Origin of the sequence: Peribacillus sp. Aquil_B1 (assembly GCF_022603275.1) — a bacterium.
In the GTDB taxonomy this organism is placed as follows: domain Bacteria; phylum Bacillota; class Bacilli; order Bacillales; family DSM-1321; genus Peribacillus.
Genome location: NZ_JAKXEE010000001.1, coordinates 1,921,055 through 1,941,946 on the forward strand (window position 1 = coordinate 1,921,055; position 20,892 = coordinate 1,941,946).

Annotated in this window: 20 protein-coding genes; 19 read left to right on the top strand and 1 reads right to left on the bottom strand. The window is 33.1% G+C overall.

Features of this window, described 5'->3' with window-relative positions; translation table 11 throughout:
* Nucleotides 1-52 precede the first annotated feature (52 nt).
* From MPH60_RS09505 to MPH60_RS09595, 19 genes are all read left to right on the top strand, one after another.
* On the top strand, nt 53-1,210 hold the full coding sequence (locus MPH60_RS09505) for a glycosyltransferase family 4 protein (RefSeq protein WP_241594468.1): 1,158 nt from the start codon (nt 53-55) through the stop codon (nt 1,208-1,210).
* A complete protein-coding gene (locus MPH60_RS09510; protein WP_241594467.1) occupies nt 1,195-2,304 on the top strand; it encodes a glycosyltransferase family 1 protein in 1,110 nt (369 codons plus the stop codon). The genes MPH60_RS09505 and MPH60_RS09510 overlap by 16 nt, the downstream gene beginning before the upstream one ends.
* A 5-nt stretch (nt 2,305-2,309) precedes the next feature.
* Entirely contained in the window at nt 2,310-3,209 is a 900-nt protein-coding gene (locus tag MPH60_RS09515) for a glycosyltransferase family 2 protein (protein WP_241594466.1), read from the top strand.
* A 6-nt stretch (nt 3,210-3,215) separates the two neighbouring features.
* On the top strand, nt 3,216-4,298 hold the full coding sequence (locus tag MPH60_RS09520) for an EpsG family protein (protein WP_241594465.1): 1,083 nt from the start codon (nt 3,216-3,218) through the stop codon (nt 4,296-4,298).
* 20 nt (nt 4,299-4,318) lie between these two features.
* Nucleotides 4,319-5,458 carry a glycosyltransferase family 1 protein gene (locus MPH60_RS09525; protein ID WP_241594464.1) on the top strand — a complete coding sequence of 380 codons (1,140 nt, stop codon included), beginning with the start codon at nt 4,319-4,321 and terminating at the stop codon, nt 5,456-5,458.
* Nucleotides 5,459-5,474: 16 nt separating this feature from the next.
* Entirely contained in the window at nt 5,475-6,674 is a 1,200-nt protein-coding gene (locus tag MPH60_RS09530; RefSeq protein WP_241594463.1) for a glycosyltransferase, read from the top strand.
* Between the two features lie 29 nt (nt 6,675-6,703).
* Nucleotides 6,704-7,777 (top strand): UDP-glucose 4-epimerase GalE, encoded by a 1,074-nt coding sequence (gene galE / locus MPH60_RS09535; RefSeq protein WP_241594462.1) that lies wholly within the window; start codon nt 6,704-6,706, stop codon nt 7,775-7,777.
* 16 nt (nt 7,778-7,793) lie between these two features.
* Nucleotides 7,794-7,931 (top strand): hypothetical protein, encoded by a 138-nt coding sequence (locus MPH60_RS09540; RefSeq protein ID WP_241594461.1) that lies wholly within the window; start codon nt 7,794-7,796, stop codon nt 7,929-7,931.
* A 20-nt stretch (nt 7,932-7,951) separates the two neighbouring features.
* Nucleotides 7,952-8,566, top strand: a complete 615-nt coding sequence (locus MPH60_RS09545; RefSeq protein ID WP_241594460.1) for a sugar transferase — start codon at nt 7,952-7,954, stop codon at nt 8,564-8,566.
* Nucleotides 8,563-9,204 carry an acetyltransferase gene (locus tag MPH60_RS09550; RefSeq protein WP_241594459.1) on the top strand — a complete coding sequence of 214 codons (642 nt, stop codon included), beginning with the start codon at nt 8,563-8,565 and terminating at the stop codon, nt 9,202-9,204. The genes MPH60_RS09545 and MPH60_RS09550 overlap by 4 nt, the downstream gene beginning before the upstream one ends.
* A 1-nt stretch (nt 9,205) precedes the next feature.
* Nucleotides 9,206-10,411: a DegT/DnrJ/EryC1/StrS family aminotransferase gene (locus MPH60_RS09555; RefSeq protein ID WP_241594458.1), complete on the top strand. Its 1,206-nt coding sequence runs from the start codon at nt 9,206-9,208 to the stop codon at nt 10,409-10,411.
* Between the two features lie 22 nt (nt 10,412-10,433).
* Nucleotides 10,434-10,778: a helix-turn-helix domain-containing protein gene (locus tag MPH60_RS09560; RefSeq protein WP_214768333.1), complete on the top strand. Its 345-nt coding sequence runs from the start codon at nt 10,434-10,436 to the stop codon at nt 10,776-10,778.
* 38 nt (nt 10,779-10,816) lie between these two features.
* On the top strand, nt 10,817-11,872 hold the full coding sequence (locus MPH60_RS09565; protein ID WP_241594457.1) for a glycosyltransferase family 2 protein: 1,056 nt from the start codon (nt 10,817-10,819) through the stop codon (nt 11,870-11,872).
* Complete coding sequence (locus tag MPH60_RS09570) at nt 11,872-13,086, top strand: CDP-glycerol glycerophosphotransferase family protein (RefSeq protein WP_241594456.1); 1,215 nt, start codon at nt 11,872-11,874, stop codon at nt 13,084-13,086. Before MPH60_RS09565 ends, MPH60_RS09570 begins: the two co-directional genes overlap by 1 nt.
* Nucleotides 13,046-13,462 carry an adenylyltransferase/cytidyltransferase family protein gene (locus tag MPH60_RS09575; RefSeq protein ID WP_241594455.1) on the top strand — a complete coding sequence of 139 codons (417 nt, stop codon included), beginning with the start codon at nt 13,046-13,048 and terminating at the stop codon, nt 13,460-13,462. Before MPH60_RS09570 ends, MPH60_RS09575 begins: the two co-directional genes overlap by 41 nt.
* A 273-nt stretch (nt 13,463-13,735) precedes the next feature.
* Nucleotides 13,736-14,926 (top strand): glycosyltransferase, encoded by a 1,191-nt coding sequence (locus MPH60_RS09580; RefSeq protein WP_241594454.1) that lies wholly within the window; start codon nt 13,736-13,738, stop codon nt 14,924-14,926.
* A 26-nt stretch (nt 14,927-14,952) separates the two neighbouring features.
* Nucleotides 14,953-16,137 (top strand): glycosyltransferase, encoded by a 1,185-nt coding sequence (locus MPH60_RS09585; RefSeq protein ID WP_241594453.1) that lies wholly within the window; start codon nt 14,953-14,955, stop codon nt 16,135-16,137.
* Nucleotides 16,138-16,181: 44 nt separating this feature from the next.
* Nucleotides 16,182-17,723 carry an oligosaccharide flippase family protein gene (locus tag MPH60_RS09590; RefSeq protein ID WP_241594452.1) on the top strand — a complete coding sequence of 514 codons (1,542 nt, stop codon included), beginning with the start codon at nt 16,182-16,184 and terminating at the stop codon, nt 17,721-17,723.
* A gap of 74 nt (nt 17,724-17,797) precedes the next feature.
* Nucleotides 17,798-18,517: a metallophosphoesterase family protein gene (locus MPH60_RS09595; protein WP_241594451.1), complete on the top strand. Its 720-nt coding sequence runs from the start codon at nt 17,798-17,800 to the stop codon at nt 18,515-18,517.
* Nucleotides 18,518-18,642: 125 nt separating this feature from the next.
* Here the strand turns inward: MPH60_RS09595 and MPH60_RS09600 are convergent, their stop codons facing one another.
* A complete protein-coding gene (locus tag MPH60_RS09600; RefSeq protein WP_241594450.1) occupies nt 18,643-20,688 on the bottom strand; it encodes a right-handed parallel beta-helix repeat-containing protein in 2,046 nt (681 codons plus the stop codon).
* Nucleotides 20,689-20,892: the final 204 nt, after the last annotated feature.

Here is a 20,892-nt window from a genome sequence, read left to right on the forward strand (position 1 = left end):
TATATAAGAGTCATGGAATGAAACGAGGAACAGGATATAGAAAGGATAGTGAATGATGGAAAAGAAAGTCCTATTTTGTGCAACAAAGGATTATCATTTTGAAGCGTTCCACTTGCCATATTTTAAATGGTTTAAAGAGCAAGGGTATAAGGTCCATACAGCAGCACAGGGTGATTTGAATCTCCCATTTGTTGATAAAAAGCACGTTATTCCCATCCAGAGGTCTCCATTTAAAAAAGAAAACATTATGGCATACAAAGAATTAAAGTACATCATCGATAACAATAATTTTCAAATCATTCATTGTCATACGCCAATGGGGGGGGTTCTAGGCAGGCTTGCTGGTCGGAAAGCGAGAAAACGTGATACGAAAATGCTATATACGGCACACGGCTTCCATTTTTTCAAAGGGGCTCCTATCCTAAACTGGCTAGTCTACTATCCCATTGAAAAATTTTTAGCAAGTATGACAGATTGTTTGATAACGATCAATAATGAAGATTTTCAACGTGCCATACAAAGAAACTTCAGGGCACAGGAGATTACTCATATCCTTGGTGTTGGAGTTGATACAAATCAATATCATCCTGTCTCTACAAATAAGAAAACTGAACTAAGGTTAGAAAAAGGGTATTGTGAAGAGGATTTCCTTATGTTTTATGCAGCCGAGTTCAATAAAAACAAAAACCAGCAACTCTTGCTTCGGGCTTTTTCCTTTTTAAAAGAAGAGGTTTCAAATGCAAGGTTACTATTGGCCGGAGATGGACCTTTATTAGAGGAATGCAAGATGCTTGCAGATTCTTTAGGAATAAGAAATAGGGTTGATTTTCTTGGTTTTCGGAAAGATATTGATGAATTATTGAAAATCAGTGATCTCGCTGTAGCTTCAAGTTTGAGAGAAGGCCTACCGGTAAATATCATGGAAGCGATGGCTTCTGGGCTGCCAATAATAGCAAATGAAAATAGAGGCCATAGGGAGTTGGTCTTCAATGGTCAAAATGGGTGGTTAATTGCAAGGAATGATGAAAAATCATTTGCTGAAAAGATCATAAAAATTGCTGGAAATAGGGGAATGAGAAAAATGCTTGGTGAAAGTAGCCATAAAATGGTGGAAAGGAAATATAGTACAAAAAAAATCCTGGAAGCTAAAAGCCAACTTTATAAATCATATATGGAAGATACGGAGGAAAGAGTATGGGGAATCCACTAAGGATCCTGCATGTTGTCGTTAATATGAATAGGGGCGGAGCGGAAACCTTGATCATGAACTTGTATCGCAATATGGACCGCTCGAAAATACAATTTGATTTTCTTACATCCAAAGAAGGTGTATTTGATGATGAAATCGTAAAACTGGGCGGTAAGATTCATAGAATTCCTTATATTTCTGATGTAGGTCACTTTGGTTATAAGAAACAGTTAGATGGATTCTTTAGCAAAAATCATTCCTATAAGGTCGTTCATGCCCATATGGATAAAATGAGCGGCATCGTTCTTCAAGCAGCTAAAAAAGCAGGAATTCCAAAAAGAATTTCACATAGTCATAACACCCAAAGTGAAGGTGGCTTAGCTTCCAGGATTTATAAATGGTATGCAGGGACATTGATCCTGCCCAATGCTACAAATTTATTAGCTTGTTCTAGACAGGCAGCACAGTGGTTATTTAAAGATAAAACCAATACTGCGAATATTTTAAAAAACGGCATTGAATACCAATTATTTTCTTTCTCACCCGAGACAAGATGTAAAGTGAGAAAAGAATTAAATATCGAAAGTGATGCATGTGTTTTAGGACACGTTGGAAGATTTGCTCAACAAAAAAATCATTCTTTTTTGATTGATATCTTTGCAAATTATATTAGAGAAATGGAAAATTCCTACTTGATTTTAGTCGGAGATGGGCCATTAAAACCAGAAATATTAGCAAAGGTTAAAGCTCATAATTTAGAAGATAAAGTTAAATTCCTTGGGATACGGAGTGATATAAATCGAGTCCTACAAGCTTTCGATGTTTTTGTCTTTCCTTCTTTACATGAAGGATTGCCGGTTTCACTTATCGAAGCTCAGGCATCTGGACTGCCTTGCTTAATCTCGGACCAAATTTCCAAAGAGGTAGATTTAGGAATCAACCTGATCCAATTTTTACCTATATATGATTGTAAAATATGGATTTCCCATTTAATGAAAATAACTTCCACGAAAATGAAAAGAAGTATTCAACCGGATTCATTATCCAAACAGGGGTATTCGATAAATGAAACAGCCAATGAACTAAAAGATTTTTATATATCAATGTCAGGGTGAATCATATGAAAACTTTAACAGTGTTTACTCCAACCTATAATAGGGCTTATTGTCTAGAAAAATGTTATAAGAGCTTGGTACGTCAAAACAATAAAGATTTTATTTGGTTAATTATTGATGATGGATCAACAGATAATACAAAAGAAATGGCACATCATTGGATTCAGGAAAAGAAAATCGATATTAAGTATTACTGGCAAGAAAATCAAGGAATGCATGGTGCACATAATACAGCCTATAAAATAATTGAAACTGAATTGAATGTTTGTATTGATTCCGATGACTATATGGCGGATGGGGCAGTAGAAAGTATCGTTTCATTTTGGAGAAAGCATGGTAACGAAAAAGTAAGTGGTATAGCAGCTTTAGATGCAACAATTGATCATCAAATTATAGGGTCAAGGTTACCTGAGAAATTAAAAAGTTCTACATTGTTTGATCTCTATAACAAATATGGTGTAACAGGAGACAAGAAATTGGTTTATCGAACAGAATTGACGAAGCAATATCCCTATCCTGTTTTTAAAAACGAGAAATATGTAGGGCTAGCATATAAATACTATATGCTGGATAAGCAATACGAAATGTTACTGATGAATGAAGTACTGTGTCATGTTGAATATCTTCCTGATGGATCCTCTCGTAATATGTATAACCAATATCTTAAAAATCCTAGGGGCTTCTCATTTTACCGGAAAGAGCTTATGAAGTTACCTTTTGGCGGAAAGTTATTCAAATATAAGCAAGCCATTCACTATGTATCGAGCAACCTACTAATGAAAAACCCGAAACTGTTCAATGAAACTCCTAAGAAAGCACTGACGGTTTTGGCCTTTCCATTAGGAATACTTTTATATGCCTTCATCATCAGTAAAACTAGGACTAGGTTAATTGAAAGGAATTAATGTTAAATGACCATACTTTGGATCAATCTCGCCATCGTATTTATTTTTTCATATTTAGGTAGGTATTTTTCAACATATTCACTAATCACACCGACTGGATTATATGGTTTTAAACCAAATAAGCTGTTGGTTTTTTTAGCTGTTGTATGTTTAGTTTGTGTTTCGGGACTCAGGACAAATATTGGAGATACTTTCAATTATAAAAATATTTATATTGAAAATGACTTTACTTGGGAGTATATATCTTCACAAAAGGATATGGGATTCGGCATTCTGCAGATGTTATTAAAGAAATTCTCGGATAACCCTCAGATCCTGATTTTTACAACTGCTATGATCACAAATGTTTTAATTGTCATGGTTTTATATAAATATTCACGACTTTTTGAACTAAGCACCTATGTATATATTACAGGTGGGTTGCACTTAGTATCAATGAATGGAATACGGCAAGTGCTTGCAGCTGCCATTATTTTTACAGCAACCAAGTATTTATTAAATGGAAATTTTGTAAAATACACATTAATTGTACTAATTGCATCTACATTTCACCAAAGTGCTCTTATCCTTATACCCATTTATTTTTTAGTTAGAACAAAGGCATGGACAAAATCAACTCTTGCTTGGTTATCTTTTTCGGTTATTATTGTCCTTGGTTTTGGGCAATTTACATCGTTTTTATTTTCTGTTTTACAAGATACCCAGTATAGTGACTATTCTAATTTTAATGAAGGTGGGGCCAGTGTAATTAGGGTAGCAGTCAGTGCAGCGCCATTATTAATTGCCTACATAGGTAAAGATAAACTTCGCAAAATATTTCCTAAGAGCGACTATATAGTAAATATGGCTTTATTGGGATTGGTGTTTATGATTATTTCCACACAACAATGGATATTCGCGAGGATTTCCATTTATTTTAATTTATATCAACTAATTCTGATTTCCTGGCTAATTGAATTATTTAGTGAAAAAGATCAAAAGCTCTTATATTATTCAATTCTCGTTTTATTTTTTGTTTTTTATTTTTACGAAAATGTTACCAGTTTGAATATTTTGTATAAAAGTGATATTTTAGAAAGCCTATTTTAATAGTGGGGAGGTGAAATTTGATGAAGAATTTAATGTCTCCAAAGAGAGTTTTACATATTGTCAGTGCGATGGATCGTGGCGGGGCAGAAACAATTATTATGAACATATATAGGAATCTGGACAGAGAAAAGATTCAATTTGACTTTGTTACTCATTCAAATAAGAAAGAAGATTTCGAAGAAGAAATAATAGGATTAGGTGGAAACTTGTTTAAAATACCAAGCTTGGGAAAAGTCGGTCCATTAGCCTATCTTAAAGAACTAAATAGAATCATGTCTTTCCATCCTTACCAAGCTGTTCATGCCCATACTGATTATCAAGCAGGCTTTCCAGCATTAGCAGCAAAGATAGCAGGGATTAAAATAAGGATCTGTCATTCACACAGTAATAATTGGGCAAAAGGAAACCATTTTAAAGAAAGATTTACGCTTAAGCTCCTTCAAACAATCATGAAAATTTCAGCAAATAGATTTTGCGGATGTAGTCCTGAGGCGGCTCAATTCATGTTTGGTAAACGAAGAGTGAAAAATGGAAAAGTCACGATATTAAAGAATGGAATAAATGTTAACGATTTTACTGAATCAAATGTAAATAGTAAGGATAGTATCATTAGAGAGTTTGGTTTAAGCAAAGATGTAAAAATCATTGGACATGTGGGGCGGTTTTCGGATTCGAAAAACCACCTTTTTATTTTGCAATTTTTAAATACATTAATAAAGAAAGATAGAAAGTTTTTTGCCCTTTTAATCGGAGATGGTCCTTTAAGACTGGAAATAGAGCAAAAAGCAGAAGCGTTAGGAATTAAAGAAAATATCAAATTCTTAGGAGTAAGAACGGATATTCCTAGATTAATGAAAGCTTTTGATGTTTTCTTATTTCCTTCATTATTCGAAGGCTTTGGAATTGCTGCATTAGAAGCACAAGGATCTGGAACGCCTTGCATTATGTCGGATACTTTACCGAAAAGTATAGATATGGACCTGGGCTTAGCATCATTTATTAGTTTGCAGGAGCCTCTAGATGTTTGGTGTAACGAAGTAATTAGATCCTTATTGATCGATACACCTGACAATGAAACGATTAAAAGAAAAATATCGAATAAGGGTTATGATATACATGGGAATGTTAGGGATTGGTTAAGGCTATATAAAGTTTCCTGAAAAAGAGGTTTTTACGATGAAGAAAAAGATTTTGATTACATCTTTTGACTTGGCAATTGGAGGAGTCGAAAGAAGTCTAATAGGATTGTTAAATCAAATCAATTATGCTAAATACGATGTCGATTTATTATTATTTAAACATGAAGGAGAATTCCTGTCATATATCCCGGAAGGACCCAATTTATTACCGGAAGAACCTTCGTATACAACCTTTAGAAAATCCATTCAACAAATTGTAAAAGAAGGTTTTTACCCTATCGCTATCTCTAGAGTCATCGCAAAGTATTCAGGTGTAGTACATGGAAAAGTAAAAAAAGTTGAAGAACCAGGTTATTTATCCATTCAGTACGGTTGGGAACTAACTACCCGGCATTTACCAAATCTTAATAAAGAATATGATGTGGCCATAGGTTTTTTATGGCCACATCACTTTATCGGGGATAAAGTCAAAGCCAAGAAGAAAATCGGCTGGATTCATACCGATTATTCCAATATTTATGTGAATAAGAAAATAGAGAAGAAAATGTGGGGGAAAATAGATGATATCGTAGTGGTTTCTGAAGAATGTTCACAAACATTTTTAGAAGTTTTTCCTGACTTCAAGGAAAAAACAACGGTAATCGAAAATATTCTTTCTCCAAATTTTGTTAGAGAACAAGCGAAGGCAGATATTCCTGGAGAAATCATTAATTCACCTGGAAAAACCATATTAGTAACAGTGGGACGTTTAACACATGCAAAAGGTTTAGATGAAGCAATATGGGCTTGCAAAAAGCTATTAGACGAGGGATTTGACATTCAGTGGTATGTGGTAGGTTATGGACCTCTCGAAAACGAGTTAAGAAACTTAATAATGAAATTAGGAGTAGAAAAGCAATTTATATTATTAGGGAAGAAAACCAATCCATATCCATATATTGCAGCTTGTGATATTTATGTTCAACCGTCACGTTATGAAGGTAAAGCAGTAACAATACGAGAAGCACAAGTGCTAGGTAAACCAGTTGTGATAACCAATTTTCCTACCGCAAAAAGCCAAGCGGATAATGGGTTTGATGCCTTAATAACAGAGTGCGGTCAGGATGGAATTGCCAGAGGGATTGTAAAAATGATTGTTGATGATGAATTTAGGGGGGCAATAGTTTCGAACGTACTTTCAAAGGATTATGGCAATGAAAATGAAATTAATAAAATCTATGGATTAATCAACAATTAAATGTAAATGAAAGTGAGGGAATCTAATAAATGGCAATACTGGTCACCGGCGGAGCTGGATTCATCGGCAGCCATACATGCATAGAGCTCTTGAATGAAGATTATGAGATTGTTGTGGTAGATAATTTTTCTAATAGTAAACCAGAATCGCTAAAGCGTGTTTGTGAAATAACAGGAAAAACCATCATGATTTATCATTTTGATCTTTTAGATTCGGAATCTTTAGAAAAAGTGTTCCTAGAAAATCAAATTGAAGCAGTTATCCACTTTGCTGGACTTAAAGCGGTAGGTGAATCCGTTAAGGAATCTCTGAAATATTATAAAAACAATATCACTACCACCATTATAATTTGTGACCTTATGCAAAAATATAGTGTGAAAAAACTGGTATTTAGCTCATCTGCCACTGTATATGGGTTGCCGGATACAGTTCCAATATCAGAAGGATTTCCCTTGAGAGCTTTGAATCCATATGGCAGGACAAAATTAATGGTCGAAGAAATTTTACAGGACATCTATATTTCAGACAATGAATGGAGCATTACAATCCTGAGGTATTTCAATCCAATAGGAGCACATGAAAGCGGCTTGATAGGTGAAGATCCAAGCGGAACCCCTAATAACCTAATGCCATATATCACTAAAGTGGCCGTAGGTCAGTTAAATGTACTTAATATTTTCGGGAATGGTTATTCAACGAAAGATGGGACAGGTGTAAGAGATTATATCCATGTAGTTGATCTTGCAAATGGTCATGTAGCAGCACTAGATAAAACTCTAAAAACCACCGGTGTTAATATTTATAATCTTGGAACCGGAATAGGATACAGCGTTTTAGAAGTAGTGTCAGCTTTTGAGTTAGCAACAGGAGTGAAAATCCCCATTAACATTACACATCCTAGGCCAGGAGATGCCGCCATTTGTTATGCAGATCCCAAGAAAGCGGAAAAAGAATTAAACTGGATTGCAAAGAAAAGCATTCACGATATGTGTGAGGATTCTTGGAGATGGCAATCACGTAATCCTAATGGATATAAAATAAATGATGAATTGGAAAATCCCCGCTTAATACAATGCGAGGATTTTTTAATACCAAATAATTAGAAAAATGGTGTAAAGGATGAGTAAAAAAGCAAAGAAGGAAAACTTTAAAGATATTTTATTAGTTGCCTACAACTTGGGTAATCAATCAGATATGAAAGTATCTATATTAATAGAAGAAATCAAACAAAAAATTGTCATGACAAATGGTAAATAAAAATCTCGGAAGTGAAGATTATGAAAAGAATAATTGATTTTTTAATTTCATTGATTTTATTGGTCATCCTAAGTCCAATTATGGTGATACTAGGAATTTTAATAAAGTTTAACCTTGGAACGCCTATACTTTTTAAACAAACAAGACCAGGTTTTAATGGAAAGCCTTTTACCCTTTATAAATTTCGTTCCATGAATAATCAAACCGATGAACACGGTAAACCCCTTCCTGACCATTTGAGATTAACCAGATTTGGAAATGCACTTAGAAAGTTAAGTCTAGATGAATTGCCACAGTTAGTTAATGTTGTTAAAGGTGATCTTAGTTTAGTCGGACCACGTCCTTTATTAATGGAATACCTTCCTTTATATAACGATGATCAAGCTAAACGTCATGATGTTCGTCCTGGTATAACTGGTTGGGCACAAGTAAATGGTAGAAATGCGATATCATGGGAAGAAAAATTCACATTGGACGTTTGGTATGTAAATCATCAATCATTTTTACTCGATTTTAAAATATTATTACTCACGATAGTAAAAGTGGTTAAATCTGAAGGAGTAAATTCAGGTACAAATGAAACCATGCTTCCCTTTAGGGGATCTGATAGTCAGGAAAGAGAGGGGCAGGGATGAAAATTGTATTAGTTGGGGAAGGCGGTCATAGTAAAGTTATAAAGGACATGATTGATATAGCTGATGGGAACGAATTAATTGGATTTCTAGACGATAAATATGATCGAACAATCGTGAAAGGTCATTTATTTTTTGCACCGCTTTCAGTCGTATCCGATTTATTAGAACAATTCAAGGATATAAAATTCATTGTTGCAATAGGTAATAACCATATTCGTAAAAAAGTTGTAGAGGAATTGAATATACCGGATTCTTATTATGTATCGGTAATTCACCCTTCTTCCATTATTAGTCCAAGCATAAAGATAGGAGTAGGGACAGTAGTCATGCCATCAACTGTCATCAATGCTGATGCTAAAATTGGCCGTCATTCAATCATCAATACAGCTTCTGTGATAGAACATGATAGCGAAATAGGTGATTTTGTACATATTTCACCCCATGCGACATTAACTGGTGCCGTAAAGGTAGATGAAGGTACTCATGTAGGTGCCGGTTCTACACTGATACCAAATGTAAATATCGGAGAATGGTCCGTGATTGGTGCTGGAGCTACTGTTATAAATAACATTCAATCTCATAGTTTAGCTGTCGGAACCCCTGCAAAGATGAAAAAAATAGGTATAGGAGGTGTGTAGAATGTTAAATGTAACAAGCAAAAAAAGAATTTTACTTTCATCTCCCCATATGAGCGGAAATGAAGAAAAGTATATTAATGAAGCATTTGAAACAAATTGGATTGCACCGCTGGGGCCAAATCTGGATGCTTTTGAAAAGGATATAGCCAAATATGTAGGAGTCAAAGAAGTGCTTGCTGTCAGCTCAGGAACTGCCGCAATTCATTTGGCTCTTTCTTTATTGGGTGTGAGAAAAGATGATACTGTTTTTTGCTCTAGTCTTACCTTTGTGGCAACCGCCAATCCGATTCTTTATTTAAATGCACAACCTATTTTCATAGATTCTGAACCAGAAACTTGGAATATGTCTCCTATTGCTTTAGAAAGAGCATTAAGAGAAGCTGCTAATGCTGGCAAACTTCCTAAAGCTGTCATAATAGTTAATCTATACGGTCAACCGGCTAAAATGGCTGAACTAGTAACGATTTGTAATCAGTATGAAGTCCCGATCATCGAAGATGCAGCCGAGTCATTAGGTGCCACTTATAAAGGAAAAGCGAGTGGGACATTTGGGAAATTCGGAATTTACTCATTTAATGGAAATAAAATCATCACAACCTCTGGTGGCGGAGCGGTAATTTCTAACGATACTAATGCAATACAACGAGCTCGGTTTTTAGCTACTCAAGCTAAAGATGTTGCTCCTCATTATCAGCATAGTGAGGTTGGTTACAATTATCGTATGAGTAATATTCTTGCTGGCATTGGAAGAGGGCAATTAGAGGTATTGGGGGAAAGAGTAAAAGCAAGGAGAGCGGTTTATGATTTATATTATCAGCATTTGGCTGATTTACCTGGATTAAAATTCATGCCCGAATTAGAAAATACCTGTTCAAACAGATGGTTGACCGCATTGACCATAAATGAAGCTGAATTTGGAATTTCCATAAAAAAATTATTACAGGCTCTACAGGAGGATAATATTGAGGCTAGACATGTTTGGAAGCCGCTACACATGCAACCTATTTTTAAAGGGTATGTCTATTACCCTCATTATAGAGAAACGAACGTTTCTGAACAGTTATTTTTTACAGGGATCTGTTTACCATCCGGATCAAACATGACACGGGATGATCAAATGAGAGTCATCAACTCAATTAAAAATGCTATAAATAAAGGAATTGATAACACCCATTCATCCAAAGGGAATCCAGTTGGAAATGGGTAAAAAAGGATGAAGAGGTAATCAAATGATTGGAAAAAATATTGCAGAATTGCGTAAGAAAAGAGGATATACGTTATCTGAATTGGCTGAACAGGCAAATATATCGAAGTCTTATCTAAGTAACATTGAGCGCAATCTAAATCGTAATCCCTCACTTCACATTATGGAAAAAATTGCGCATGTATTGAATGTCGATTTTGTTTCACTATTAAACCAAGAAACGCCAACATTGGCTCCATATTACATAGAAAAAGAATGGATTGAATTTGTTCAAGAACTAAAAAGGAATGGTCTTGAGAAAGAACAGATTCCTCAGTACAAACAATTAATTGATTTTATAAAATGGCAAAATAACACATCCGATAAATGAGATAAAGCTTTCATAAAAGTTAGGTGGTTACAATGATTATGTTACCGAAAGTAAGTGTTATTGTACCTATTTTCAATGTGGAAAAATACTTAACAAGGTGTATTGATAGTATCGTAAATCAAAGCTTCACTAATCTTGATATTATATTAGTTGATGATGGTTCACCCGATAACTGTGGAAAAATCGCAGATGATTATGAAAAAAAGGACTCCCGAATACAAGTAATTCATAAAAAAAATGGGGGACTATCCGATGCTAGAAACCACGGGATGAGAATAGCTACAGGTGAATTCACTATTTTTGTAGATAGTGATGATTGGTTGGAACTTACTATGATTGAAGAACTTGTTCGTACGAGTTTAACATTTAAAGCAGATATAGTTCAATCTGCCTTTTATTATGCCCATGAAGATCATTTAATTTTTGATAATAGATATTTTTCCAAAGATGCCCCCCCATTAATTTTAGACAATCAAGCATTAATGGCTGAGTTAGTCATTAATGAAAGAGTGAAGAATTTTGCATGGGGAAAACTCTATAGGACCAGCCTTATAAAGGATATACCTTTCAAAAAGGGTGTTTTATTCGAGGATGTATTTTGGGCTCATCATGTTATGCAGCGAGTCAATTCTTATGTAATGGTTCATAAACCCTTGTGTTACTATTTTCAAAGAGATGACAGTATCGTTGCCTCTTATACCACAAGGAACTTGGATATTATACAAGGGTTAAAAGAAAGACATAGTTTTATAGAAGAAAATTATGAAAACTTGGCCAATGATTCGTACCAGTCTCTTCTAAAGAATATTCTTATTCATTATAACCTTCTTTTAGCTAACCGATCAAAAGACAAAGGCGGATTGTTTAGGAAAGATCTTCAAAACTATTTAAAGACTCATTATCGTGAAATTAATGAAGCTGTTTCGTATAATCTCCAATTACAAACTCAGTTACATCTCTTTAACATACACCCTTATCTTCATACTTTATATTTGGCTGTATACAAACTTTTTAGATTGACAGGGTTTCATACAAAATCACCTAAACTAGAACGTATAAATTTATCGAATAACATAAAGGGGATTCCTGAATAATGGGTAGACTATGGCTAGTTCTAAAAAAAAGAATCACTTTTCTTCTTATTCATTTATTAAATCTGCTTCCTGTTAAAAAAAATAAGATATTTCTTTATAGTTATTATGGTAGCCAATATGGGTGCAACCCTAAATATATTACTGAATATATACTAAAACATTACCCTCGAGATTATTTCGATTTAGTCTGGGCTTTTAATGACTTAGAATCTAAAACAGAAATAACAAACATCAGAAAAGTCAAAACCATGACTTTTAAGTATTTTTATGAATTATGTACTTCTAAGGTAATCATAACTAATTATAGAACTAATGAATTCTTCATAAAAAGGAAAAATCAATACTACATACAAACTTGGCACAGTTCCTTAAGGTTAAAACAAATTGAAAAAGACGCTGAAGAAAATTTACCAGAACAGTATATTAAAATGGCTAAAAAGGATTCTTTAAAATGTGATTTACTATTATCCGGGTGTCACGATAGTACGGAAATTCTCAAAAGAGCATTTTGGTATAACGGAGAAATTTTCAAAAAGGGTATACCAAGAAATGATTTCCTTTTTCATTTCGATCCTAAACAAAAACAAGGAATATTTACCAAGCTAGGTATTCCAGAAGGAACTAAAGTAATTTTATATGCTCCTACTTTCAGAAAAGGCAACAGCACTGAAATGTATAGCCTTGACTACTCAAGTACCCTAAAAACTTTGAAAGAAAAGTTCAGTGGTAATTGGGTTTTTTTAGTTAGACTACATCCTCATTTACTCTCTGAAGTGCATAAATTAATAAAGGGTGAAAATGTTATGGATGTAACAGCGTATGACGATATTCAAGAACTCTTGTCTATATCGGATATTCTTATTTCGGACTATTCATCTATGATTTTTGACTTTTCAATCACGAAACGTCCCTGTTTTTTATATGTGCCAGATTTATTGGAATATACAAAAACGGATCGAGAACTGTACTATGATATTTCTGATTTACCGTTTATAAGCGCAGTCGATAATGCTGGTTTAAATAAGGAAATTTTACAATTTAATACTGAAAGGTATAAAAACGAATTGAGCAGCTTTCTTGAACGAATTGAAACATATGAAGATGGTAAAGCAAGTGAAAGTTTATTAAATCTTATAGAAAAAATTTGTTTTAACAAACTAGGAGGTAAAATTGATGAATCAATTCAAAATAGGATATACAACAGGAGTGTTTGATTTATTTCATGTAGGGCACCTTAATATCTTGAAAAAAGCAAAAGAAAATTGTGAATACCTTATTGTTGGAGTAAGTACAGATGAACTTGTGATGGAATATAAAAATAAACAGCCTGTAATCCCCCATATTGAAAGAATGGAAATTGTAGCAGGTATAAAGTATGTAGATAAAGTAGTTTCTCAAACGAATCGGGATAAATTTACTGCATGGGAAAACCTTCAATTTAATCGAATGTTTGTAGGGGATGATTGGAAAGGTGACCCTCTATTCAATGAAGTGGAAATAAAATTTAAACAAGTGGGGGTAGACATCATCTATTTCCCTTATACAAAGGGAGTCTCTACATCAATTGTCAAAGAAAAAATTAAACTATAGGAACTGAGAGATGAATTCTTAAATTTAACCATTAATTAGTGTAATTGTACCTATTTATATTTTTTATACTCTTATTCCAATATTGAATAATGAAATCCCCAATTAATAAATGGCCTGGAAAAAGATATGTCCTTTTATTAAAAAAATTATACAACTCTATGATAAAGTAACCTTTTCATATGTGTATTGGCGTTTTTCAGATACGACTAAAAAAAGAATAATAAATGATTAAAAACCAGACTAAATTATTTTTTAAAAAGTGAAGTGAAAAAAATGAAAAAAAATCTCCTTTTTGTAATTGATTCTTTAGATTGTGCTGGTGCGGAAAAAAGTTTGGTTACCTTACTTTCACTTCTTGATTATTCAAAGTACTCGGTTGATTTAATGCTTTTTGCCCACGAAGGTATTTTGAAAGACTTGGTTCCACGAGAAGTGAATATTATAAAGCCGCTTACTTATACGGAGTTTTCAAATTTAAGTCTTTTATCTGCATTCATCTATTCAGTCAAAAAATTAAATTTCAAGATGATTGCAGCCCGATTAAAATACTCGTTTGATATCAGAAGAAAAAGTTATAATAATCCGCAAAAAGCAAGGTTTTTTTGGCAAGCTATTAGTCCTGTCATTGAGAACAATACCAAAGATTATGATGTTGCAATAAGTTATGCACAAGGAATTCCTACCTTTTATGTTTCAGAAAAAGTAAAAGCTAAAAGAAAACTTGCATGGGTTAATGTAAGTTATCGATTAGATGAAAATGAAAAAACATTTCAGCAGAAATACTATGATCAAATTGATAAAATAGTTGCTGTTTCTGAATCTACAAAAGAAATTTTCAATGAAACTTTTGAACAATATACAAACAATACACAGGTTATTTATGACATTAATAATGCTGATTTCATTATGAAAATGGCGGATATCGGTAGGAGTTATGATGATGAATTTGATGGAATTAGGATACTTACCATTGGAAGGCTCGCTCAACAAAAAGGCTATGATATAGCATTGGACGCTTGTAAAAAACTAAAAGAGGAAGGGATAAACTTTAGATGGTATGTTTTGGGGAAAGGACCTTTAAGAGAAGATATTGAAATACAGATTGAAAGGGATGGTTTAATGGATCATTTCAAATTACTAGGAGTTGAAGCGAATCCATACCCGTTCATTAAAGATGCAGATATATATGTCCAAACATCAAGATTTGAAGGATTTGGCCTAGCAATAGCTGAAGCAAGAATGCTAAATGTTCCAGTGGTCACAACTCGTTTTGATGCAGTTTATAATCAAATGGTGGACGAAAAAAACGGATTAGTAGTGGATATGAATGCTGATGGAGTTAGTGAGGGAATCATGAGATTGATTAATGAAAAGGATATAAAAGAAAAAATCATCGATTATCTCAAAACTGAAAAAAAAGGGAATCAAGAGGAAATTGAAAAGTTCAACCAATTAATCGGATAAAACTCATCAAAAAAGGGAGCCATCCAATGAAAAAGATATTGTTTATGGTAATCAATATGAATGTTGGGGGGACTGAAAAAGCGTTACTTAATATGGTTTCAGCATTCCCTAAGGATAAATTTAAGATTACCATTTTAATGTTGGAGAAGCATGGTGATTTTCTGAACTATATACCTGAAGGGATTCGAGTAGAATATGTCAAGGGATATAAAAATATAAAACATTCAATTATTGAACCTCTTCATTCAGTTGTATTAGGGCATTTTAAAAAAGGAAATCTCATTAAAGCCAGTATAGTATTACTTTGTTACTTATCTTCAAAGCTAATGAAAGAAAGAAGTTTATATTATAGATATATTTTAAGAGAATTTCCAGTAATACAACAAGAATATGACATAGCGGTAGCATATGCAGGCCCTATGGATTTCATAAGCTATTATGTTACTAATAAAATAAAGGCAAAAAAAAGAATACAATGGATTCATTTTGACGTTAACAAAATAGGCTTTAATAAATTCTTTGCAGCTAAGATGTATAAAAAAATCGATAAAATTTTTGTAGTCTCCGAGGAAGGAAAAGAACGTTTATTGAAAAAACTTCCTTCATTAATTAATAAAACAGACGTTTTTTCAAATGTGGTTTCACAAGAGTTAATCGAATATCAAGCTGAAGAAGGTAAAGGATTTAGGGACACATTTGATGGAATAAGAATTTTAACAGTTGGAAGACTTTCATACGAAAAAGGCCAAGATTTAGCCATTCAGGCATTAACTAAGTTAATTCATAATGGATATAAGGTAAAGTGGTATTGCATTGGTGACGGAAAATCAAGAGTGAACTATGAAAAGTTAATAACAAATAGTAATGTTTCCGACCACTTTAAACTTTTAGGTTCAGATCCAAATCCTTATCCATATATTAAAGATTGTGATATTTATGTTCAACCTTCTAGACATGAGGGTTACTGTATCACTCTCGCTGAAGCTAGATGTTTAAACAAACCAATCATAACTACGGATTTTACCGGTGCAAATGAACAAATAAAAAATGGTGTTACTGGTCTTATCGTTAATTGTGATGCAAATGAAATATATAAGGCGATTGTCAATTTGATAAATGATCCTGTTTTAAGGAATGAATTAACCAGTAATTTAGCAGGTGAAAATATTAATACAAATAATGAAGTAAAAAAAATAGTCAATATGCAATAAATAAATTTCAGGATTTATTTTGAATTGGATGGAAGGTACATACAATGAAAAATCAACTAAAAGCAGGTGCGGGTTTATCTTATATTGCACTTTTCCTTAACATCTTCATTTCTATAATTTACACTCCATTAATGTTAAATCAACTTGGTCAATCAGAATATGGCTTATACAGTTTAGCTAGTTCAGCAGCAGGTTATATAGGAGTATTAAACTTTGGCTTAGGCAATGCCGTAATAAGATATACAGCAAAATACAGAGCATTAAATGATGAAGAAGGCTGCTCCAATCTTTACGGTTTATTTTTCAAGATTTATATGACTCTTGGATTAATAGCGTTAATTTTAGGTATTCTACTAACTTTAAATTCAGATTTGATTTTTTCAGATACTTTAAATGGAGAAGAGATTAATAAACTTAAATTACTTATGGGAATCATGGTTTTTAACATATCTACAGGTATTGGGCTAGGTGTCTTCAGTGTAATAGTACTAGCACATGAAAAGTTTGTTTTCCAAAAATTGATTGTGATCGCTTCATCACTCATAACCCCACTAATTATGTTACCCCTTTTATTCATGGGATATGGTTCCATAGCAATGGCAATTGTGACTACGGTCTTAAATTTATTATTTATAGTACTTAACATGTATTATTGTTTCAAAAAACTGGACATAAAAATATCCTTTGGGAAATTCGATTCAAAATTATTTAAGGAGATTATTATTTTTTCATCTTATATATTTTTGAATTTAATAATCGGACAACTATATACATCTACCGATCAAGTTATTCTTGGCATGTATAGTGGTACTGTAGCGGTTTCTGTTTATGCTGTCGGAGCATCATTTACTGGTTACTTTTCTGGATTCTCTTCAGCAATATCGAATGTATTCTTAACACGTGTTTCTGGAATGGTTATTAAAGGAGTATCTAATAAAGAAATATCAAATCTATTTATAAGGATAGGCAGGATTCAATATATAATCATTTCTTTTGCCTTAGGCGGTTTCATTGTATTTGGAAAAGAATTCATAAACTTATGGGTCGGTGAAGAGTATATTGTTTCATATACCGTTGCATTAGTTATATTAGTACCCATGATTGTTTCTCTTATTCAGGGAATGGGTGGAGTTATACTACAAGCCAAAAATATGCAAGGTTTTAAATCAATAGTTAATATTTTCATTGCAATAGCAAATGTTATTTTAAGTATTATATTTGTTCAATTTTGGGGAGTTATCGGTTGTGCCATAGCAACTGGCATTGCTTTTACTTTAGGGAATATTATTATAATAAATATTTTTTATTGGAAAAAAATCAAATTGGACATACCGAAGTTTTGGGTTAATATTCTTTTTATGAGTTTCCCACTTTTCATTAGTATTATATATGGTGTCACTATTAATAACTTAATAATAGCTAACTTATGGATAGTTTTAATAGTGAAAATTATTGTATTTTCTATTCTGTATATTTTATGTATGTGGTTTACTGGAATGAATAAATATGAAAAAAGTCTAATCATCGTGCCAGCCAGAAATTATTATCACAAGTTTAGGCTAAGGGTTAAGAATCAAGCCACTTAAATTAATATAATGCGGAATTATACTGGATTAAAAAGTCAGACAAATATAAAAAGATTATATACAAAGGAGAAAATATGAAACTTGCATTTATATCTGATATTCATGGGAACGCATTAGCATTAGAGGCAGTATTGGCAAATATTAAAAAACACGATGTAGATAAAATTTATGTTCTAGGTGATATCTGCTTCCGAGGGCCTGAACCAAAACGATCACTCGATTTAGTCCGCTCTCTGGAGACAGATGTAATAAAAGGGAATGCAGATGAATGGGTTGTTCGGGGTATAAAAGACAAAGAGGTACCTGTTCAAGTATATGAAATAATGAGCTCAGAAGTTAATTGGACCAAGTCTAAACTGAACGCCAAAGATCATGAATATTTGGAAAATTTACCAGATAATTTAAATATCGAACATGAAAATTTCAAAATTCATGCCTTTCATGCAACTCCAGATGATTTATTCGAAGTTGTTTTACCTTCTGAAAATAATGAAACTATAAAAGAAAAATTAATAAAAAAAAGTTCTGCCAATATATTCATTTACGCTCATATTCATAAACCATACATCAGATATATAGAAGGTAAGTGCATTATTAATATTGGCAGCGTAGGTCTACCATTTGATGGACTTAGAAAACCGTCATACGTATTACTTAATATTGAAAAAGACAGTTTTCAAGCCTCTATTATTAGAGTTGATTATGATGTTCAGGAAGTTATTCAACAGTATCAAAATTTGGATTATCCCAATAAGGAATTAATGAGCAGAATTGTGTTGAATGGGAAAATTTAATCGTTAAAGTTGTAAATCATCCTTGATAAGATAATAATCCATCTTCACAATAGAGTTGGATTATTATTTTATCTCGGGACGTTCAAAACATTATCTGATATTCACCTTGGTACTTTTGTTATTAATTAATTAGGATTGAAAACTCCATTGACAAAATTATTTAGTTTAACATGATTAGCATTAAGCTTTATTTGTACATTATTTAGAATATTATCTTTGAAGACTAAGGGGACAGACGGAGATTTTTCTGCATAGACTGCGATAAGGGAATTGGTGGATATAAATTTATTGTTTGTAATTAAAACAGTGTCAGCAACTAGGGTATTTACTAGTTCAATCATTCGGCCAGTAGACGACGCAGGAAAATTAAAGGTATTATTATGAAACTCTAAGTTCCCCCAAACCCCACTCAGATAAAAAGCATTAGACTTACCAGCCAAATAGCTGTTACTGATTTTAAAATGGTCTACTTTTGATGATTGGCCCATGTAAAATTGATAATAGCCCTCCCATTCAAAGTAACAATTATGAAAATCATAAACTGACTTGGCAGCTAAAGGTCCTACACTTAGACGACCAGCATTGATAAATTTACAACCATTGTAAGTACCAGCCGGTAATCCAGTCACCCTATTTTCTCGGTGTTTAATATTTTTAAAAGTAATATTGGTGAAATTCCATCCATAGGTGCCACTTGGAACCACAGTGAATGCTTCCAGTCCATTTCCTTCAAATACACAATTAGATATATTTTGAGGTTCGACACTAAATATTATTGGTGCACCAGGATTAATTGTTGATGTATAAAAATCTTCATCATAGAAAAATTTACAATTATTAACTTGTGCTACGTAGGCTTTCTTTTTATCAATGGATAAAGGACTATTATGAAAGAAGCAATTGTCCAAAAGTGCCTCTTTTTCTCCTAATAACAGCAATTTGCAATTAAATAAGTGATTATCAGAAAAGAGTGTATCGCCAGTTAAACGGGGTCCCGCATCATGAAAAAAGTTATTATTCACAATTGCTTTGTTAACACCAGAATTTATTGTGAAAATTCCTAGCTTAATTTTATTATTGGTAATGCTCACATGACGCCCTGAAACAGCGATAATGTTATAACTTGAATTCTCGTATATGTTATTCCCATCTATATATATATATTGGTTCAAGTCATAACCATCTTCGATATCAATAGCTCCATTTGGGGCTGTCCCACTAATATGGTGAATCTCACAGCCTCGGATATAACAATGCTTAGCACCACAAATGGCGATTCCTAATCTTCTACAATGATGTAAATTGCATTTATCTATATACACATGTTTAGGGAATTCCGGAGTTCTAACAACAAGTGTGTTACCATTTTTTGAGGGGACAGTACCTTGATGTAATACTGCTTTCGCGTAACTTGCGCCAGAGGGGATTTCTACTTCATCAAAAAAATGTATATTCGTTACAGATGATAAAAAAGTGTCATTACCAGAATAAAAAATTACATCATATGTGTCAGTTGTTATTTCATTACCAATGCCACCATAGCTGTCTCCATATAGTCCGAAATAACCTATGTTCAATATCTGGGGGACGATGGGCAGCTTGATACTTGTCCGTACTCTCTTTGAGTCATTCACTAAAGTGCCATTAGCAGTATTTATTCCACCGCTCTCCAAGTTTCCTTGAATTGAAGGATATCCACCGCCAATACCTCCATAAGATGCAACGGCAATGATGGCATCACCGGTAGTATTATAAATTTCCAAGTTATCTAGAGTAATATAACGAACCCCTTGTTTTAATTCAATACCCACACCAAATTCATGGGTCCCACCGCTAGAGTAATTATGCGTGTATCGATCGCCTTCTATTTTTCCATTTGTTATCCGTACATATTGCTGCTTATTTTTAAGGGATATTATTGCATATCCAATCAAGCTATTATCTCTGATTCTCAAAACTGATCCGCCTAGATTAAATGTCATAAAACTTTTGGGCTGAATGGGATTGTTTTCATCTATTAAATACGTGCCTTTTGGTAATACAAATTCTATATATCCTTTTTGTACTGCCCAGTCTAAAGCGCTATTTATTCCTTTAGAAGTGTTAACAGGGTCAGTATTATTATTTTTCACGTTCCATCGGTCCAATTCTAGTACATATGAACTTTCCATAAAAATTCTCCTTCATTTAAAAGAATTAGACTTCTCACACTTTATTTTCTTAGTAATTCGAGAAATCCTCACAAAATAGCATCGATTAAAGAATCTATATGATTATGATATTCATCTATGGACAAGTTGTAAGGGCCAAAGTGCACAGTTATATGCATCATTTTTTAAAATTTGTATCACTAAACGTATAGGAGGGGGAATAGG

What these genes read in the sequence shown, in the direction of transcription:
- MPH60_RS09545 (WP_241594460.1), top strand. Translation starts at nt 7,952, where the DNA reads ATGAAAAGAATAATTGATTTTTTAATTTCATTGATTTTATTGGTCATC.
- MPH60_RS09530 (WP_241594463.1), top strand. Translation starts at nt 5,475, where the DNA reads ATGAAGAAAAAGATTTTGATTACATCTTTTGACTTGGCAATTGGAGGA.
- MPH60_RS09595 (WP_241594451.1), top strand. Translation starts at nt 17,798, where the DNA reads ATGAAACTTGCATTTATATCTGATATTCATGGGAACGCATTAGCATTA.
- MPH60_RS09590 (WP_241594452.1), top strand. Translation starts at nt 16,182, where the DNA reads ATGAAAAATCAACTAAAAGCAGGTGCGGGTTTATCTTATATTGCACTT.
- MPH60_RS09505 (WP_241594468.1), top strand. Translation starts at nt 53, where the DNA reads ATGATGGAAAAGAAAGTCCTATTTTGTGCAACAAAGGATTATCATTTT.
- MPH60_RS09580 (WP_241594454.1), top strand. Translation starts at nt 13,736, where the DNA reads ATGAAAAAAAATCTCCTTTTTGTAATTGATTCTTTAGATTGTGCTGGT.
- MPH60_RS09570 (WP_241594456.1), top strand. Translation starts at nt 11,872, where the DNA reads ATGGGTAGACTATGGCTAGTTCTAAAAAAAAGAATCACTTTTCTTCTT.
- galE (WP_241594462.1), top strand. Translation starts at nt 6,704, where the DNA reads ATGGCAATACTGGTCACCGGCGGAGCTGGATTCATCGGCAGCCATACA.
- MPH60_RS09520 (WP_241594465.1), top strand. Translation starts at nt 3,216, where the DNA reads ATGACCATACTTTGGATCAATCTCGCCATCGTATTTATTTTTTCATAT.
- MPH60_RS09555 (WP_241594458.1), top strand. Translation starts at nt 9,206, where the DNA reads ATGTTAAATGTAACAAGCAAAAAAAGAATTTTACTTTCATCTCCCCAT.
- MPH60_RS09515 (WP_241594466.1), top strand. Translation starts at nt 2,310, where the DNA reads ATGAAAACTTTAACAGTGTTTACTCCAACCTATAATAGGGCTTATTGT.
- MPH60_RS09565 (WP_241594457.1), top strand. Translation starts at nt 10,817, where the DNA reads ATGTTACCGAAAGTAAGTGTTATTGTACCTATTTTCAATGTGGAAAAA.
- MPH60_RS09550 (WP_241594459.1), top strand. Translation starts at nt 8,563, where the DNA reads ATGAAAATTGTATTAGTTGGGGAAGGCGGTCATAGTAAAGTTATAAAG.
- MPH60_RS09525 (WP_241594464.1), top strand. Translation starts at nt 4,319, where the DNA reads ATGAAGAATTTAATGTCTCCAAAGAGAGTTTTACATATTGTCAGTGCG.
- MPH60_RS09575 (WP_241594455.1), top strand. Translation starts at nt 13,046, where the DNA reads ATGAATCAATTCAAAATAGGATATACAACAGGAGTGTTTGATTTATTT.
- MPH60_RS09560 (WP_214768333.1), top strand. Translation starts at nt 10,434, where the DNA reads ATGATTGGAAAAAATATTGCAGAATTGCGTAAGAAAAGAGGATATACG.
- MPH60_RS09540 (WP_241594461.1), top strand. Translation starts at nt 7,794, where the DNA reads ATGAGTAAAAAAGCAAAGAAGGAAAACTTTAAAGATATTTTATTAGTT.
- MPH60_RS09600 (WP_241594450.1), bottom strand. Translation starts at nt 20,688, where the DNA reads ATGGAAAGTTCATATGTACTAGAATTGGACCGATGGAACGTGAAAAAT.
- MPH60_RS09510 (WP_241594467.1), top strand. Translation starts at nt 1,195, where the DNA reads ATGGGGAATCCACTAAGGATCCTGCATGTTGTCGTTAATATGAATAGG.
- MPH60_RS09585 (WP_241594453.1), top strand. Translation starts at nt 14,953, where the DNA reads ATGAAAAAGATATTGTTTATGGTAATCAATATGAATGTTGGGGGGACT.